Below are 16732 nucleotides of genomic sequence, written 5' to 3' on the forward strand. Positions count from 1 at the left end.
GGTGTGTTTGTGAACGGCGAGGTACTGGCAGGGCGCTACCGGTTACTCACCCTGTTGGGTCGAGGTGGCGCAGGTGAGGTCTGGCAGGGCGAGGACCTCGTTCTGGACCGGCAGGTGGCGGTCAAACTGCTCCGGAGTCTCGACGGCGACCCCATGGACGCGGTGGCGCGGTTCCAGGCCGAGGCGCAGGCGGCAGCCCGCCTGATGCATCCGAACGTCGTCGCGACGTACGACGTCGGTGCGGCCGACGACCGCGTCTTCCTGGTGATGGAGCTGGTCTCCGGACCGGACCTGGCCCAGCTGATGCGTACGGCGGGGCTGCCGAGCGCGAAGCTGGTTGCGGACATCGCTGTCCAGGGTGCACGCGCACTGGACGCCGCCCACGCGGCCGGCATCGTGCACCGCGACGTGAAGCCGGGGAACCTGCTGCTGGCGCCGGACGGCACCCTGAAGATGACCGACTTCGGTATCGCCAAGCGGGCGGGTAACGAGACCACCGGGCTCGGAGTCCTGCTCGGCACCGCGTCGTACGTGTCCCCGGAGCAGGTGCGCGGCGGAGCGGCCACACCGGCCAGCGACTGGTACTCACTCGGCTGCGTCCTCTACGAACTGCTCGCCGGTACGCCGCCCTTCACCGGAGCGACCGTGGAAACGGTCATGCGGCAGCACCTGGAGTCGCCGCCGGCGCCGATCATGCGCAACGACGTCACACCGGAGCTGGCGGCCCTGGTGATGCGACTGCTCGCCAAGAACCCCGCAGACCGCCCAGCCTCAGCCACTGAGGTCACAGCCCTTCTGAGCTCCACCGCAAACAACCAGACGCAAGCAATCGCCCTCCCACCAGTCAGCAACAGCACCCAGGTGCTGCCGTTGCCGGCCGCCGCAGCTGTGGTCGGGGGGAATTGGGAGGAGTCGGAGCCTGCCCCCGATGAGAGCGAGCCAGCCCCTCGTCGCAAGCGCTCGTTCCCGTTTGCTCAGGTGATTGCGGCGGTGGCTGTCGTCGCGGCTGCTGCTGTTGGTGTGGCGTTGCTGCAGGAGGGTGTGAAGGGTGACCCGTCCGCTCAGGCCGGTGGGACGCCGTCGGCGCCTGCCGCCAAGGTGACTGCGTCGGCCAAGCCGAAGCCCACTGCGACGCCCACACCGACCCCGACGCCCACGAAGACGCCGTCGAAGACACCGACCAAGAAGCCGACGAAGAAGCCGGACCAGTACCCGCACGTTGTCGCGCAGCTGCGGCAGCTGGCGAACAAGGTCCGCGCGAGCGGCCAGAACCAGCAGCAGTGGCCCGGTCAGAACCAGCCGAAGAGCAAGGCGCCCGGCCTGGCTGCGCGCGACCTGGAGCAGGCGGCCGAGCAGCTGTCCCGTGGTGACGTCGACGCGGCCCGGAACAACTACGACGACGCCAAGGAGCGCCTGGTCAACGCGCAGCGGGAGCACCGCTGGCAGCCGACCGCCGAGATCTACATCGGCTTCGCCCAGCTCGACCGCACCATGCCCCAAGGCGACGGCGACGGGGACGAGTGAGGTAGGCGACGCTCAACGGGTGGCCGGTGTCACAGCGGGTGTCGGCGCTGTGCCGGGATGCTGAAAGCCGCAATACTCACGGGTAAGGACTGACGCGAGGAGCCGGCGTAATGAGCAGACTGCAGCAGACGGAAGGGCTGACCGATATTCAGGAGGAGATCCTGAAGACGGTCCGCGCGTTCGTCGAGTCGGAGATCCTCCCGGTCGCCACCGAGCTGGAACACAAGGACGAGTACCCGACGAAGATCGTCGAGGGGCTCAAGGAGCTCGGCCTGTTCGGCCTGATGATCCCCGAGGAGTACGGCGGTCTGGGCGAGTCGCTGCTCACCTACGCGCTGTGTGTCGAGGAGATCGCGCGCGGCTGGATGAGCGTGTCCGGCATCATCAACACACACTTCATCGTCGCGTACATGCTGCTCCAGCACGGGACCGACGAGCAGAAGCAGAAGTACCTGCCGCGGATGGCGACCGGCGACGTGCGGGGCGCGTTCTCGATGTCCGAGCCGGGCTGTGGCTCCGACGTCGCCGCGATCAAGACCAAGGCCGTCCGCACTGAGTCGGCTGAAGGGGCAGACCTCTACACGATCAACGGCCAGAAGATGTGGCTGACGAACGGCGGCTCGTCGAATCTGGTCGCGGTTCTCACCAAGACCGATGAAGGCCAGGACTCGGTCTACAAGAACATGACCACGTTCCTGATCGAGAAGGAGCCGGGCTTCGGCGAGGTCGACAAGGGCCTCACGGTGCCGGGCAAGATCGAGAAGATGGGCTACAAGGGCGTCGACACGACCGAGCTGATCTTCGACGGCTACTCGATCGGCGCGGACCAGATCCTGGGTGGCGTTCCTGGCAAGGGCTTCTACCAGATGATGGACGGCGTCGAGGTCGGCCGCGTGAACGTCGCCGCCCGCGGTTGCGGCGTGGCCCGGCGTGCGTTCGAGCTGGGCATCGCCTACGCGCAGCAGCGGGAGACGTTCGGCAAGAAGATCGCCGACCACCAGGCGGTGCTGTTCCGGCTGGCCGACATGGCGGTCAAGGTCGAGGCTGCGCACGAGCTGATGGTGAAGGCGGCCCGCAAGAAGGACAGCGGCTCCCGCAACGACTTCGAGGCCGGTGTCGCGAAGTACCTGGCCAGCGAGTACTGCTCACAGGTGGTGGAGGACTCGTTCCGCATCCACGGCGGCTATGGCTTCTCCAAGGAGTACGAGATCGAGCGGCTCTACCGGGAGGCGCCGATGCTGCTGATCGGTGAAGGCACGGCTGACATCCAGCGGATGATCATCGGCCGCCGGTTGCTCGAGGACTACAAGCTCTAGTTGAGTCGCTCCGGGTCCTGCAGGAAGCCACCGGTCAGCACGGCCTTCCCTAGCAGAGTCAGGTCGTGTTGAACGGCCTGACCGGCTCGACGAGTGGTGATCAGGCCGGCGTCACGCAGGATGCCGGCCTGGCGGCTCGCACCGGCCAGGGAGATCTGGCAGCGCTCGGCCAGCACAGTCGTGGTGCAGCCGCCGGCAATAGCCTCCAGCGCGGCCGCTCTCGTCGTACCGAGTAGGGCTGCCAGTGGTTGGGAGCGGCTCTCGGTCGTAATCCGCCGCAGTGTCCCAGGAATGTGCTGCACCGGATAGACCAGTACTGGCTGCAGTTCTGGGTCATGCAGTTTGGTCGGAGTCATCCAGCAGAAGACCGCTGGCTGCAGTCGGAGGCCACGGCCGTCCAGATAGACGTCCCGGTCCGCGAAGCCAGAGATCTCCAGCACTGGTGAGTTCCAGCGCACAGACGGGTGCAGGCGACCCAGTAGCTGCTCAACCCCGGCCCCAGACAGGTGACCGACCTGCTGCTGATGGTCCGCCCTGACCAGCGCCCGGATAGAGGCCCAGTACGGCGCTATGGCCTGCTGGTGGTAGTTCCGCAGCGCCTGGCCGAGGCCGTGGATGGCGTTGGCCCGGCCGGACGCCAGGTCTCGGGTCCACGTGGTCCGTGGCCGGCGTACTGCGAGCAGCTCGAGCTCTTCCCGCAGACGGGTCGGTGAGGTGGACATGACGCGCTCGACGCCACTCTCGAAGCTGGTGGTCGGCTCGGCCGGAGTCAGGAAGTCGGGGGAGTAGCCGTGCGGAGGCGCCAACTGGAGGAGACCGGCGGCAGACCGCGGCAGGACCCGGCGCGCACGCTCGCGCCAGGTGCCGTAGTGGGCCATCCCGTCCCGCCCCTGCAGCTGGTGCAGGCTGAGCAGGACCTCCCACATGGGATCCGGCTCATCGGCGAGCGTCGTCCGCACCATGTCCTGGCCGGTGAAGTGAATGCGCAACAAGGCGACCGCCTCCCCCTTTCTACACCGCCTCATAGTGCAGATCAGCCCCTGTCACAACCCTGTCAACGAGCGCACTGTCCCCTCCCAGCGGTACCGTTTGTGCACCTGGGAGTGGGAGGCCGATGACTGAGCGTGGTGGGGGTGGGGCGGTCGAGGTCCGGCTGCTCGGTGCCGTGTCGGTGCGGATCGACGGTCGTCTGGTGGAGCTGGGCGGTGACCGCGTCCGGGCGCTGCTGGCCGTCCTGGCGCTGGCCCGGGGTGAAGCGGTCAGTACGCCGGTGCTGGCGGAGCGGATCTGGGGTGACGAGCCACCGGCCAATATCGGGCCGAGCCTGCACACGCTGATGACGCGGTTGCGCCGGGCGATCGGCGCCGACCTGGTCGCGACCGGTCCGGCCGGCTACAGCTTGCGGCTGGCTGCCGAGCAGGTCGACGTGCACCGGTTCACCTGCCTCCTGCGCACTGCTGCCCAGACCGACGATCCGACAGTCGAGTACGACGCTGTCCTGGCAGCGCTGGCGCTGTGGGGTGGCAGACCGTTCGACGGCGCCCGGTCCGGCTGGTTGGACGACTTCGAGGCGCCGCGACTCGTTGAGCAGTATCTGGCGGCTGTTGAGCGCCGAGCCGATCTACGTGTCGAGGACCGAGACTATGGCGAGGTTCTGGCCCTGCTGCGAGAGCTGGCGGCGGCCAATCCGCTCCGCGAGTCCCTGTGGCTGCGACTGCTTCGGCTGCTGGCCAGAGCGGGCCGCACTGCCGAGGCACTCGAGCTCTACGAGTCAGTCCGGCTGAGCATCGCGGACGAGCTCGGCGTGGACCCAGGTGCCGAGCTGCGCGCGCTGTACGCCGAGCTGCTGACCGGTGCGCCGGAAGAGGCCGAGGTGCCGCGCAACGTCGTACCGCGTCAGCTCCCGGCCGATCTGCCAACCTTCACTGGTCGGCGCAGCGCACTGACGTTCCTGGACGACGTGCTCGCCGCAGGCGGGTCCGAGCAGTCCGCAGTGATCGTTGCGATCGACGGGACCGGAGGCGCGGGGAAGACCGCGCTGGCGGTCCACTGGGCGCATCACGCCCGCACAAACTTCCCAGACGGCCAGCTGTACCTCAATCTGCGCGGCTACAGCGCAGGCGGTCTGGTCGAGCCGCACGACGCCTTGCAGTCGCTGCTGCTCGGTCTTGGCGTGCAGAACGATCAGATCCCCGGCGCTCTGGAGGCACGGTCGGCGCTGCTGCGCACACTGCTCGCCGAGAAGCAGCTGTTGCTCGTACTCGACAACGCGCGCAACGTGGCACAGGTCCGTCCGTTGCTGCCAGGCGCCGGTGGATTCGTCATCGTGACAAGCCGAAACCAGCTCCGCGGTCTGGTCGCGCGAGAAGGCGCCCGCCGCCTCAGCCTCGGCCAGATGAGCCCAGAGGAGTCCACCGAGCTACTGGCGCGCGTGGTCTCCGGTCGTCCGTACGACGTCGCCCAGCTGGCCGGGTTCGCGGAGCTGTGCGGGCGGTTGCCGCTTGCCCTGGTTGTCGGTGCGGAGCGGGCGAGCCGCAGCCGGAGCGCTGACATCACCAAGCAACTGGCTGATGCCGGTGATCGCTTGAGCGCGCTGGAGATCGGTGACGACGAGTTGAGCAGTGTCCGGGCCGTGCTGTCCTGGTCGTACCAGGCGCTGCCGTCCGATGCGGCCCGGCTGTTCCGGATGCTCGGTGTCTATCCAGGAGCCGTTTTCGAACCACCCGCGGTAGCTGCGCTGGCCGGACTCGACGAGGTGGAGGTCGACCACCTGCTCGACGTACTGGTCGAGGCGAATCTCCTGGAGCAGGCGTCCACCTCGTCGTACCAGCTGCATGATTTGGTCCGGCTGTACGCCGCCGGCCTCGAAGAGCCGTCGGAAAGCCAGCAGGCACTGGCCCGCCTGCTCGACTGGCTAGCTCAAACCGCACAAGCTGCCAAGCTAGCCCGAGGCGGCTCGAACCGGTTCCGCCTGCTGCGCAAACCGCTGGAGGACGTGCGGCCCCTCACCTTCGACTCGGATGCCGAGGCGCTGGTGTGGTTCCGCAAGGAGTGGGCGACTCTGGTCGCCGCTGTCGTCCACGGGGCCGAGCGCGGGCACCACTGGCTCGCGGCAACGCTGGCGAGCGGCCTGTGGGACTACATCGAGCAGGAGCGGTCGCCTACGCCCGCCGCGCTGAACGCATCAGAGACCGCGGTGCGGTCCGCACGAGCCATCGATGAGCCCCTGCTGGAAGCAGTCGTCGGCAACCAGCTCGCGGTCAGCTACGGACTGCTGCGGCGGATCGACGACTCGCTGGCGCAGTTTCTTCGGTCACTCGAGCTGATGGAGGCCGTGGAGCACCGGTCCGGGCTGAGCATGCTGCACAGCAACATCGGGATGACCTACCGGCGGATGGGGAAGCTGGACCAGGCGCTCCGGCACCTTGAGCAAGCACTTGAGTACAGCGACGAGGACCGCGCGTACGGCGCCGTCCTGAACAACCTGGCGCACACGCTCAGCGATCTCGGCCGGAACGACGAGGCCATCGAGTGTGCGCTCGCAGCGGTCGAACGGCACCGGCGGGACAGCTACCACCGCGGGGTGGCCTACGCGCTCGACACAGCCGGACTGGCGTACGGGCGGGTCGGTGACCACGCGCAGGCGATCGTCTGCCTCACCGAGGCGGCGCGCTTGTGCCGGGAGCTGGAGCTGGGTGCGGCCGAGGTCCCGACGCTGGTCAGCCTCGGCGAGGCGTACCAGGCGGCCGGTCGGTACGACGAGGCGCGGGAAATCTGGCAGCAAGCCCTGATCCTGGTGGACCATCGAGGGCCGTCCCAGCACTACGACCGTGACGAGATCATCAAGCGCCTGGACGCCTCGCAGGCCACGCTCGCCAACGACGGGTGAGCGCCTGCGCCGGCGGCGCGCTGGGTCGACGGGCGGGGCGGAGCCAGTCGACCCAGCGCGCGGCGCGGGGCAGGCGTTGCGGAGTGCCTCAGGCGGTCAGGCGGGGCACTGATTGGGGGTGCGGGTGCCGGGTGTTGCCGGAGCCGTAGCCCGACAGCAGCCAGATGCCCAGCTGGGTGATCTCGTGCCGCACCGACGCGCCGGCCCGGCGGGTGGTGATCAGGCCCGCCTCGCGCAGCACGGTCGCCTGGTGGCTGGCGGCGGCAGGGGAGATCTTGCAGCGCTTGGCCAGCTCGGTCGTCGTACAGCCCGCCACTGCCGCTTCCAGAGCGGCCGCGCGGGTTGAGCCGAGCAGTGAACCCAGCGGGTCGCTGGAGGTGATCTGGTCCATCGACGCCTGCCGCAGAATGCCCGGCGCGTGCTGGATCGGGTACACCAGGATCGGCTTCAGCTCCGGGTCGCGCAGCTTGGTCGGCACCTGCCAGCAGAACGCCGACGGCTGCAGCTCGATGCCACGCCCGTCGAGGTAGAGGTCGCGGTCGTTCATGTCGAGCACCTGCAGCACCGGTGCGACCCAGCGCACCCGTGGGTGCAGGGACGAGAGCAGCCGGTCCACACCGTGCCGGGCCAGCGCCTCACCGCGGTGGGCGTGGTCGGCCGAGATGTGCGTCCCGATCGACTTCCAGTACGGCGCGATCGCGGCCGCGTGGTACGTCCGGAGCGCCCGGCCCAGCTTGTGCAGCGACCCGCGCTCGCCCTGGGCGAGCTCCCGGGTCCACGGCGAGGCGGGACGGTACTTGGAGAGCAGGTCGAGCTGGCCGCGGATCTGCTGGCGTGGTGTGGCCAGTGCGATCTCCAGCGCAGCCTCGAAGTCCGGCGCGGACTCGGCCGGGGTGAGGAAGTCGGGGGAGTACCCCTTCGGCGGGGTGAGCTCCAGCAACAGCCGCATCTGGTCCGGTGCGACCGACGTCCGGACGTGCCGGCGCCAGTCCTCGAAGATCAGCCGGCCGTCGGAGTGCTGCAGCATGTGCAGACTGAGCAGCACCTCCCACAGCGGAGCCGGTCTGGTCGCGACCGTCACGCGCGTCAAATCGCGCGGCGTGAAGTGAATTCTGAGCACGGCAACGCCCTCCCAGCGGCAAAACTGTCACGACATCCCCCGATGCCGTCGGTCGCAGATTGTGGCGGCCTGCTGACCGAACGCGATGCGACGCAGTAAATCAAGCCCTTCGATCGCCGCACAACTGTTTGATCCATCCAACCGGCAGTGAGTCCCGGCCATGGCAGAAGGCTGCCACCTCTGGCCGGACGGGCCACGGTCGTGGTATTAGGCGTATTTGATCAAAGCCAGTGGTTGCGCTTGAACAATCGGTGAAGTCCGACGCACGCCACCAGCATCACGCCGAGCACGACGAAGTACCCGTACTTCGTGCGCAGCTCCGGCATGTAGTCGAAGTTCATCCCGTAGATCCCGGCGATCATCGTCGGTACGGCGAGGATCGCCACCCACGACGAGATCCGCCGCATGTCCTCGTTCTCGGCCACCTGGACCTGGGCCAGCCCGGCCTGCAGGATCGAACTGAGCAGCTCGTCGAACGAGATCACCTGCTCCTTCACCCGCAGCAAGTGGTCGTCGACGTCGCGGAAGTAGTTCCGGGTCTCGTCGGCGATCAGCGGGTGCCGCAGTGTCGACAGCGCCCGCATCGGCCCGGTCAGCGGGGCCACTGCTCGTTTCAGCTCGAGCACTTCACGCTTGAGCTGGTAGACCCGGTCGATGTTGCGCCAGCCGCGCGGTGTGAACATCTCGGACTCGATCAGGTCCATATCCGCCTGGACCGCGTCCGCGACCTCCAGGTAGCGGTCGACCACATGGTCCGCGATGGCATGCAGTACGACGCCCGGTCCGACCGCCAGCCGCTCCGGCTCGGCCTCCAGGTCCTGCCGGAGCCCGGTCAGCTCACTGTGCTCGCCGTGTCGGACGGTGACCACGAAGCCCGGTCCGCAGAACACCATCACCTCACCGGTCGCCACCACCTCACTCGTGGCGGTCAGATCCTGATGCGGCACATAGCTGACAGTCTTGAGCACTGCGAACAGAGTGTCGTCGTACCGCTCGAGCTTCGGCCGCTGGTGCGCCTCCGAGGCGTCCTCCAGAGCCAGTGCGTGCAGACCGAACTCGGCACCGATGATCGCGAGCTGGTGGTCGGTCGGCTGGAACAGGCCGATCCAGACGAACCCCTGGCCGCGCTTGGCCCGCCCGAGCGCCTCTGTATAGGAGTTGATCCGCTTGTCGCGGTGACCGTCGCGATAGAAGGCCCAGTCGACCAGTGCGCCGTCGAGTTTGCCGCTCGCGACCAGGTCCGGACGGCTCGGCCCGTCACCCAGTTGCCGGCGGGCGAACAGCTGTCCCATCCGGCGTGTCGCGCCCAGGTCCCAGCGTCGTCCGGTCATCACCGGCGAGGCTATCAAGACGCGGTAACCAGCCGTCGGCAATGATGGGGGTGAAAGCACGTGGAGAGGAACGACGATGACGCAAGGCATGCCCTTGATGGACCCGCGGCCGAGCGGTCTGACGATCGGGACGTATGACACCTACCGGGAGGCGCAGCGCGCTGTCGACTACCTCTCGGACGAGAAGTTCCCGGTCGAGCACACGACCATCGTCGGCAACAACCTGCGCCAGGTGGAGAAGATCACCGGCCGCCTGACCTGGGGACGGGCGCTGGGCACCGGTCTGGCCAGCGGTGCCTGGTTCGGTCTGTTCGTGGGCATCCTGCTGGGCGCCGTCACCAATGCGAACTGGCTGGCCGCACTGCTCACCGGTGTGGTGCTGGGCGCCTTCTTCGGCCTGGTGTTCGGCGGTCTGAGCTACGCCCAGTCGGCGGGACGCCGCGACTTCACCTCCCGCACCGCGGTGGTGGCGACGACGTACGACGTCCTGTGCGACTTCAAGTTCGCCGAGGAGGCCCGCAACCACCTGGCCAAGCTGGCGCTGAAGGGTGAGGTCACCCCGCGACTGCCCGACCACACCGTCCCGCAGCAGCCCCCGGTCCAGCAGCAGCCCCCGCAGGCCTGAGTGTCCGGGCGGAGTGACACACGTCTCTCCGCCCGGTGAGAGCCAGACCACGGCCGCCGGTGGTCCGATCCGCCAGCATGGGGGTCCACACCCCGAGGAGGAACCGGCATGCAGTTCGGGCGCAGCTACGAGGAGTTCGAGGTCGGTGCGGTCTACAAGCACTGGCCCGGCAAGACAGTGACCGAGTACGACGACCATCTGTTCTGCCTGCTCACCATGAACCACCACCCGCTGCACCTGGACTCGAACTACGCCGCGGAGACCACCCAGTTCGGCCAGAACGTTGTGGTGGGCAACTACATCTACTCGATCCTGCTCGGCATGTCGGTCCCCGACGTCAGCGGTAAGGCGATCGCGAACCTCGAGATCGAGTCCCTCCGCCACATCGCCCCCACCTTCCACGGCGACACGATCTACGGCGAGACGGTCGTCCTGGACAAGTGGGAGTCCAAGTCCAAGGACGACCGCGGCGTCGTCCACGTCGAGACCAAGGGCTACAAACAGGACGGCACCGTCGTCTGCCTGTTCCGCCGCAAGGTGATGGTCCCGAAGAACTCCTACCTCGAAGCCCGCGGCGGCGAACAACCCGGCCGCCCGACGCCGGCATCCTGAGCAGACCATTCGTCCGACGTCGAAGGTCCGGGGTCGGCAATCGAAATCCGTTCCACGGCCGTCGAACACGTTGTCAGCCCCTGAGGCCGAGCTGACATTGAGCTCTCCATCTCTAGGGGAGGTTCGATGTCACGAGGTGTGCTGCGGCGTGCCTGGGCCGTTGTGCTCGGAGCAACGCTCATCGCCGGTCTGCATCCGCCGGGCGCAACCGCTGCTCCGGCCCAGCAGGATGAGGAACCCGCCTTCAAGGGGGCCAAGGTCAAACCGGTGCGTGGGACCGACTACAAGGTCAAGCCGCGGACACCGGATCTCGATGTCGATCTCGTGAAGACACCGGCTGTGCAGTGGCCGGCGACCGGGTCGGCCGCGGTGTCCCTGCCCGCGGCCGGCTGGTCGACCCAGCTGTCCGGCGTGCTCCCGAAGAAGGCTGCCGGCACGTTGCCCGTCGCGGTCGGGCCGGCGAGTGCGGACGGCACGGCTCCGAGCGGTGTGCGGGTCGACCTCCTCGGCCGGCAGGACGCCCAGATGCTGGTCAAGCTGACCAGCACCGACAAGAGCAAGGCCGCCAGCGGCAAGGTCCGGCTGGAGCTGAACTACCAGGCGTTCCGGCACGCGTACGGCGGTGACTGGGCGACCCGGCTGCGGCTGGTCCACCTCCCCTCCGGTACGCCGGTCAAGACGCAGAACGTCGGTGCCGGCACGCTGAGCGCCGACGTACCGGCGACCGGCCTCTACGCCATGGAGGCAGCGGCCGCGGGTAACAGCGGTGACTACGGCAACACTTCCCTGTCACCGTCGGCCTCCTGGTCGGTGGGTGGCTCGTCGGGTGACTTCAACTGGCAGTACCCGTTCCGCGCGCCACCGGGCACTGGCGGACCGATCCCGACGATGGCCCTTGGTTACTCCTCGGGCAGTGTCGACGGCCGGACCTCTGGCACCAACAACCAAACCTCCTGGGCCGGTGAGGGGTTCGATCTGTCACCTGGCGGATCGATCGAACGCCGCTACGCCTCGTGCTCGTCGAAGCCCGAGAAGACCGGCAACAACGGCACCCGCGCGGTCGGTGACCTGTGTTTCGCCACCGACAACGCAACCTTCAGCCTGAACGGCAAGGGCGGTGAGCTCGTCCTGGACGACACCACCAAGCAGTGGCGGCCGAAGTCCGACGACGGTACCAAGGTCGAGCGCCTGTGGGGCGCTCCCAACGGTGACCAGGGCAGTGACGGCAAGCCGCAGGAGCAGGGTGAGTACTGGGTCATCACCACCAAGGACGGCACCAAGTACTACTTCGGCCAGAACAAGCTCCCCGGCGCCACCACCGAGACGACCAACTCGGCGCTCACGGTTCCGGTGGCCGGCAACCACGCCGGTGAGCAGTGCAACAAGGCCGCGTACGCCGACTCGTTCTGCCAGCAGGTCTACCGCTGGATGCTCGACTACGTCGTCGACCCGCACGGCAACACCATGTCGCTGTTCTACGACGTGGAGAAGAACAACTACGCCTACAACGGCACCCAGACCACGGTGAAGAGCTACGACCGCGCCGGCAACATCAAGCGCATCGAGTACGGCCAGACCGACGGTCAGGTGTTCTCCGAGAAGCCCGTGGCCCGCGTGCACTTCGACACCACCGAGCGATGCTTGGCGGGCGCGAACTGTGCTCCGGCCGACTACTTCGACACTCCGCTGGATCAGGAGTGCACCAGTACCACGAAGTGCACGCAGACCGGTCCGAGTTTCTGGACGAAGAAGAAACTGAGCAAGGTCCGCACGGAGGTCTGGCGTGGTACGGCGTTCGACGCCGTCGACACGTGGACTCTGCGCCATTCGTTCCCGAACCCTGGTGACAACACCGGCGCGCGGTTGTGGCTGGAGGCGATTACGCACATCGGTGAAGCCGGGACCGGCGCGGTCTCCATCCCCGAGGTGAACTTCGACAAGATTGCCCTCGACAACCGCGTCGCCGACGGAACCACGCGTCCGCTGCTGCAGTGGTTCCGGATCCGCGGAATCCACTACGGCACCGGTGGCGAGCTCGCCGTCACGTACTCCGACAAGGACTGCAGTCTGCCCGGCAACGTCCCGCCGGTGGACCGCAACGACCGCCGCTGTCACCCGCTGAAGTGGACTCCACCGGGCGAGGTCGACGAGCGCCAGGACTGGTTCCACAAGTACGTCGTCACCTCTGTCTCCGAGTTCGACCGGGTCAGCGGGATGGTCCCGGTGCAGACCACCGTCAGCTATCCGGGGAAGCCGGCCTGGCGGCACGACGACGAAGACGGACTCGTCGAGATCGGCCGCAAGACCTGGTCCCAATGGCGCGGCTACGACCGGGTCATCGTCACCAAGGGCCACCCGGACGGTCCGCAGACCGTCACCGAGAGCCGCTACTTCCAGGGCATGGACGGCGACAAGCTCGCCGACGGCTCGGTCAAGGACGTCAAGGTGACCGACTCGACCGGTGCGCAGGTCGAGGACGTGAACGCCCTGTCCGGGCAGGTCCGCGAGACCAGCAAGCTGGTCAACGGCGCCATCGTCGAACGCACCATCAACGACAACTGGGTGTCAGGCGCCACCTCGACCCGGGTCCGTGACTGGGGAACGACGAGCGCATTCAAGATCGAGCAGGAGGCGACGAAGCAGTGGGAAGCCAAGCAAGGCGGCGGCTTCCGGCAGACCTCCTCCAAGAACGACTACTCGCCAACGGGCGTGCTGCTCTCCGCCTCGAACGCGAACGACCTCGCCACGACCGCTGACGACACCTGTGTGCGCTACGAGTACGCAAGCAACGCGGCCAAGGGCATCGCTGAGCTGCCGACTCGCACCCAGACCGTCGCCAAGGCCTGCGACCAGCCGTGGACGAAGGATGACGTCCTGTCGGACACGAAGCAGTCGTACGCCGGTGGCGCGACGCCGGAGAATGCGAAGCCGATCGCGGCGCAGCGGCTCACCGGATTTACCAGCGCCGGCGAACCGACGTACGAGACGACGGCGACGCTGGCGTACGACGACCACGGGCGGAAGAAGTCCGAGACGGACTCGAAGAATCGCACCACGACCTTCGGGTACCTGCCTGCCGACGGACCCGTTACCCAGACGACGGTGACGCTGGCGAACGGCCACACCACGAGCACCGTGCTGGATCCGGCCTGGGGCCAGTCGACCAAGGTCACCGATGTCGGCGGCCGGACCACGACGTCCGAGCGGGACCCGCTCGGCCGGGTCGCGAAGGTGTGGCTGCCAGGCCGTGCCGAGTCGGACACCCCGAACGTCGAGCACATCTACACGGCCGGCATCGATCAGCCGGGCGTCGTACAGACCAAGTCCCTGCAGGCCGACGGCACGGTCGACACGACCTTCGAGATCCTCGACGGTCTGCAGCGTAAGCGGCAGGTCCAGCGGGCGGCGTCGGACGGTATCGGCCGCGTGATCACCGACTTCGAGTACGACTCGCGAGGTCTGCAGGTGATCGAGAACAACCCGTACTACAACGACGCGCCGCCTGGTGGCCAGGTTTTCGACGCGGTCGAGGAGGAGCTGCCGGCCCGCAAGGCGACGGCCTACGACCAGCTCGAGCGGCCGATGACGGAGGCGTTCTGGTCGAACAACGTGCAGAAATGGGTCACCACGCACAGCCACCAGCCAGGTGTGCAGACGGTCGACCCGCCGAACGGCGAGCAGGCCCTGACCCGGATCAGCGACGCGCAGGGCCGGCTGGTCGAGACACGCACGTACAACACCCCGGGGGTCAGCGCCGACTACGACAAGACGACGTACACCTACACGAAGGGCGGGCAGGTGGAGTCCGTCACCGACCCGGCGGGCAACGTCTGGCGGTACGAGTACGACCTGCGTGGGCGCCGGACGAAGGTCGTCGAGCCCGACCGTGGCACGAGCACCTACACCTACACCGAGCGCGACCTGGTGGAGACGTCGACCGACGCGCTCGGCAAGAAGCTGTTCTACAGCTACGACGCCATCGGCCGTCAGACCTCGATCCGGGAGAACTCGGCTGACGGTACGGTGCTGACCGAACGCACCTACGACAGTCTTGCCAAGGGGTCGCCGACCACGTCGACCAGGTACGTCAACGGCAACGCCTACAAGACCGAGGTGACCGGCTACGACCCGAGTGGACACCCGCTGGGGACGAAGGTCACGCTGCCGGGCTCCGAGGGTGGCCTGGCCAAGACCTACACCACCGAGAGCACCTACACGGCCAGCGGCCAGCCCGCGAGTCTGAAGGTTCCCGAGGTCGGTGGTTTGCCGGCGGAGACGCTGACGACGACGTACGACACCAACGATCTGCCCAAGACGATGTCGAGTGAGGCGGGGACGTACGTCACCGACTCGCAGTTCAACGCCTTCGGCGACCTCACGTTCCTCGAGGTGCGGCCGACCGGCGGGAAGTACCTGCGGCACAACTACGTGTACGACGAGGCGACGCGCCGGTTGAACCGGTCGTTCGTCCAGCGGCAGACACTTGGGCCGCAGCGGGTGCTGGATCAGAGCTACGAGTACGACGAGGCCGGCAACGTCACGAAGATCATCGACGCGCCGGCGAGTGGCAGCACCGAGCCGAAGGACGTGCAGTGCTTCGGGTACGACCAGTCCCGCCGGCTGACCCAGGCGTGGACCCCGGCGGACGAGAACTGTGCGGCACAGCCGACGGCTGCAAGTCAGTTGGGCGGACCGGCGCCGTACTGGCATCAGTGGACGTTCGACAAGATCGGCAACCGTAAGACCGAGAAGCGGACCACGACAGCCGGTGTGACGACGAGCAACTATGAGTACCCGGCGGCGGGTCAGGCTCAGCCGCACGGCGTGCAGAAGATCACCACGACCGGTCCGGACGGGACGAGCAAGGTCAGCAGCTACGGGTACGACGCTGCCGGCAACCAGACCAGCCGGACGATCGCCGGTGCCGGTGAGACGTTCGAGTGGAACGCCGAGGGCAAGCTGGCCAAGGTCAAGAAGGGTGGCCAGGGGACCGAGTACATCTACGATGCCGACGGCAACAGATTGCTGCGGAAGGACAACACCGGTACGACGCTGTACCTCGGTGACACCGAGGTCCTGCTGATGCCGGACGGTTCCCAGCTGGGTACCAGGTACTACCGGTTCGGCAAGCAGACCATCGGCGTTCGGGTCGGTACCAAGCTGACCTGGCTCGGGTCGGACCACCACGGTTCGGCGACCGTGACGGTCGACTCCCAGACCCAGGCGTACCAGCGGAAGCGGATCACGCCGTACGGCGAGGTGCGCGGACCGATCCCGTCCGCCTGGCCGGGGCAGAAGGACTTCGTCGGTGGAACGCGCGACGACTCCACCGGGCTGGTCCACCTCGGGGCACGCGAGTACGACCCGATCACCGGGAGGTTCATCTCGGTCGACCCGGTCGTCGACGCGGCTGATCCACAGCAGCTGAACGGGTACGCCTACGCGAACAACAGTCCGGTCAGCTTCATCGATGCCGATGGCAAGCGCTACGTGACCCAGACGATCACCGAGACCAAGACGATCATTCGCGAGCATGTGAAGCGGATCAAGGAGGTGCAGCGGGAGGTCATCACGATCTACGTGAAGATCGTGGTGCTCTCGGTGATCGCGATGTTCGCCAACGCGTTCGGACTGCATCAGTTCGCGCAGAACATCACCGCCCTGGTGGCCCGCCAGGTGGAGACCTTCAAGACGACGATCAAGACGCTCCGATATCACACCTCGGAAGTGATCCGGATCGTCACGAAGAAACTCGTCTACATCCCCGAGTTGCAACAGGCGCTCAACCTCGCCCATGCCACCAACAACAGCGTCTCGGGTATGGAGTCGCAGGTCGACGGGCTCGACAAGATCGCCCAGCGGATCGCCGAGCAGGCAAAGGCCGGGCTGGAGGCGCAGCACAAGGCGGCCGCGCTGGCCGCGGAGCAGAAGAAGAAGGATGACGAGAACGCCAAGAAGTGTGGTGTCTGTCAGAAGGATCCGGACGACGATCCGATCGGCAAGATCGGCTACAACGCCGGCACCGGGGCTGCGATCGGGGTGGTGGGCGGAGTGCTCGTCTGCGTTGTGGGCGCAGCCATCACTGCGGGAATGTCGTGCGCTGCCGGCGCGGCCTTGGCAGCGGGTGCCGTAGGCGGGGTCGCGATAGGCGGCCTGACATTTGGCGCCGGACTGGGCTGGAACTGCCTCAACGGGCCGCCCAACTCCTGTGCCATGAACGACCCGAACCGGTCGTCTCCGGCGCAGCGGCACTCGGATCTGTGTAAGACGCCGGGTGCGCAGGAAGCCTGCAAGTGGTCGGGGCCGAGGTGACGC

General features: G+C 67.4%; 8 protein-coding genes and 1 pseudogene. 6 read left to right on the forward strand and 3 right to left on the reverse strand.

What is annotated here, in order from left to right; translation table 11 throughout:
• The first annotated feature begins 9 nt into the window (after positions 1–9).
• Both ABD231_RS16835 and ABD231_RS16840 read left to right on the forward strand, forming a co-directional pair.
• A complete protein-coding gene (locus tag ABD231_RS16835; protein WP_344152024.1) occupies positions 10–1524 on the forward strand; it encodes a serine/threonine-protein kinase in 1515 nt (504 codons plus the stop codon).
• 110 nt (positions 1525–1634) lie between these two features.
• Complete coding sequence (locus ABD231_RS16840) at positions 1635–2840, forward strand: acyl-CoA dehydrogenase family protein (RefSeq protein ID WP_344152027.1); 1206 nt, start codon at positions 1635–1637, stop codon at positions 2838–2840.
• On the opposite strand, the gene ABD231_RS16845 is transcribed toward ABD231_RS16840, so the two are convergent.
• Positions 2837–3865 carry an ArsR/SmtB family transcription factor gene (locus ABD231_RS16845; RefSeq protein WP_344152030.1) on the reverse strand — a complete coding sequence of 343 codons (1029 nt, stop codon included), beginning with the start codon at positions 3863–3865 and terminating at the stop codon, positions 2837–2839. The two genes, ABD231_RS16840 and ABD231_RS16845, sit on opposite strands and share 4 nt — an antisense overlap.
• Positions 3866–3954: 89 nt before the next feature.
• Between ABD231_RS16845 and ABD231_RS16850 the strand changes: the two genes are divergently transcribed.
• Positions 3955–6729: an AfsR/SARP family transcriptional regulator gene (locus tag ABD231_RS16850; protein ID WP_344152033.1), complete on the forward strand. Its 2775-nt coding sequence runs from the start codon at positions 3955–3957 to the stop codon at positions 6727–6729.
• An 88-nt stretch (positions 6730–6817) separates the two neighbouring features.
• Here the strand turns inward: ABD231_RS16850 and ABD231_RS16855 are convergent, their stop codons facing one another.
• Together ABD231_RS16855 and ABD231_RS16860 are read right to left on the reverse strand one after the other, a co-directional pair.
• Positions 6818–7849 carry a helix-turn-helix domain-containing protein gene (locus tag ABD231_RS16855; protein ID WP_344152035.1) on the reverse strand — a complete coding sequence of 344 codons (1032 nt, stop codon included), beginning with the start codon at positions 7847–7849 and terminating at the stop codon, positions 6818–6820.
• A gap of 221 nt (positions 7850–8070) precedes the next feature.
• Complete coding sequence (locus tag ABD231_RS16860; protein ID WP_344152038.1) at positions 8071–9180, reverse strand: magnesium and cobalt transport protein CorA; 1110 nt, start codon at positions 9178–9180, stop codon at positions 8071–8073.
• 76 nt (positions 9181–9256) lie between these two features.
• On the opposite strand from ABD231_RS16860, the gene ABD231_RS16865 reads away from it, so the two are divergent.
• The 3 genes and pseudogenes from ABD231_RS16865 to ABD231_RS16875 all read left to right on the forward strand — a co-directional run bounded on the left by ABD231_RS16865 (position 9257) and on the right by ABD231_RS16875 (position 16729).
• Positions 9257–9805 carry a YflT domain-containing protein gene (locus tag ABD231_RS16865; RefSeq protein WP_344152041.1) on the forward strand — a complete coding sequence of 183 codons (549 nt, stop codon included), beginning with the start codon at positions 9257–9259 and terminating at the stop codon, positions 9803–9805.
• A 72-nt stretch (positions 9806–9877) separates the two neighbouring features.
• Positions 9878–10417: pseudogene (locus ABD231_RS16870) on the forward strand (MaoC family dehydratase); the annotation flags it as partial.
• A gap of 126 nt (positions 10418–10543) precedes the next feature.
• Positions 10544–16729, forward strand: coding sequence for an RHS repeat-associated core domain-containing protein (locus ABD231_RS16875; protein ID WP_344152044.1), 6186 nt, complete (start codon positions 10544–10546; stop codon positions 16727–16729).
• The last annotated feature ends 3 nt before the right edge of the window (positions 16730–16732 follow it).

The organism is Kribbella yunnanensis (assembly GCF_039529655.1).
GTDB classification, from domain to species: Bacteria; Actinomycetota; Actinomycetes; order Propionibacteriales; family Kribbellaceae; genus Kribbella; species Kribbella yunnanensis.

Excerpts from the sequence above, each read along its gene's own strand:
- ABD231_RS16860 (WP_344152038.1), bottom strand. The coding sequence starts at position 9,180 with ATGACCGGACGACGCTGGGACCTGGGCGCGACACGCCGGATGGGACAG.
- ABD231_RS16840 (WP_344152027.1), top strand. The coding sequence starts at position 1,635 with ATGAGCAGACTGCAGCAGACGGAAGGGCTGACCGATATTCAGGAGGAG.
- ABD231_RS16865 (WP_344152041.1), top strand. The coding sequence starts at position 9,257 with ATGACGCAAGGCATGCCCTTGATGGACCCGCGGCCGAGCGGTCTGACG.
- ABD231_RS16875 (WP_344152044.1), top strand. The coding sequence starts at position 10,544 with ATGTCACGAGGTGTGCTGCGGCGTGCCTGGGCCGTTGTGCTCGGAGCA.
- ABD231_RS16850 (WP_344152033.1), top strand. The coding sequence starts at position 3,955 with ATGACTGAGCGTGGTGGGGGTGGGGCGGTCGAGGTCCGGCTGCTCGGT.
- ABD231_RS16845 (WP_344152030.1), bottom strand. The coding sequence starts at position 3,865 with ATGAGGCGGTGTAGAAAGGGGGAGGCGGTCGCCTTGTTGCGCATTCAC.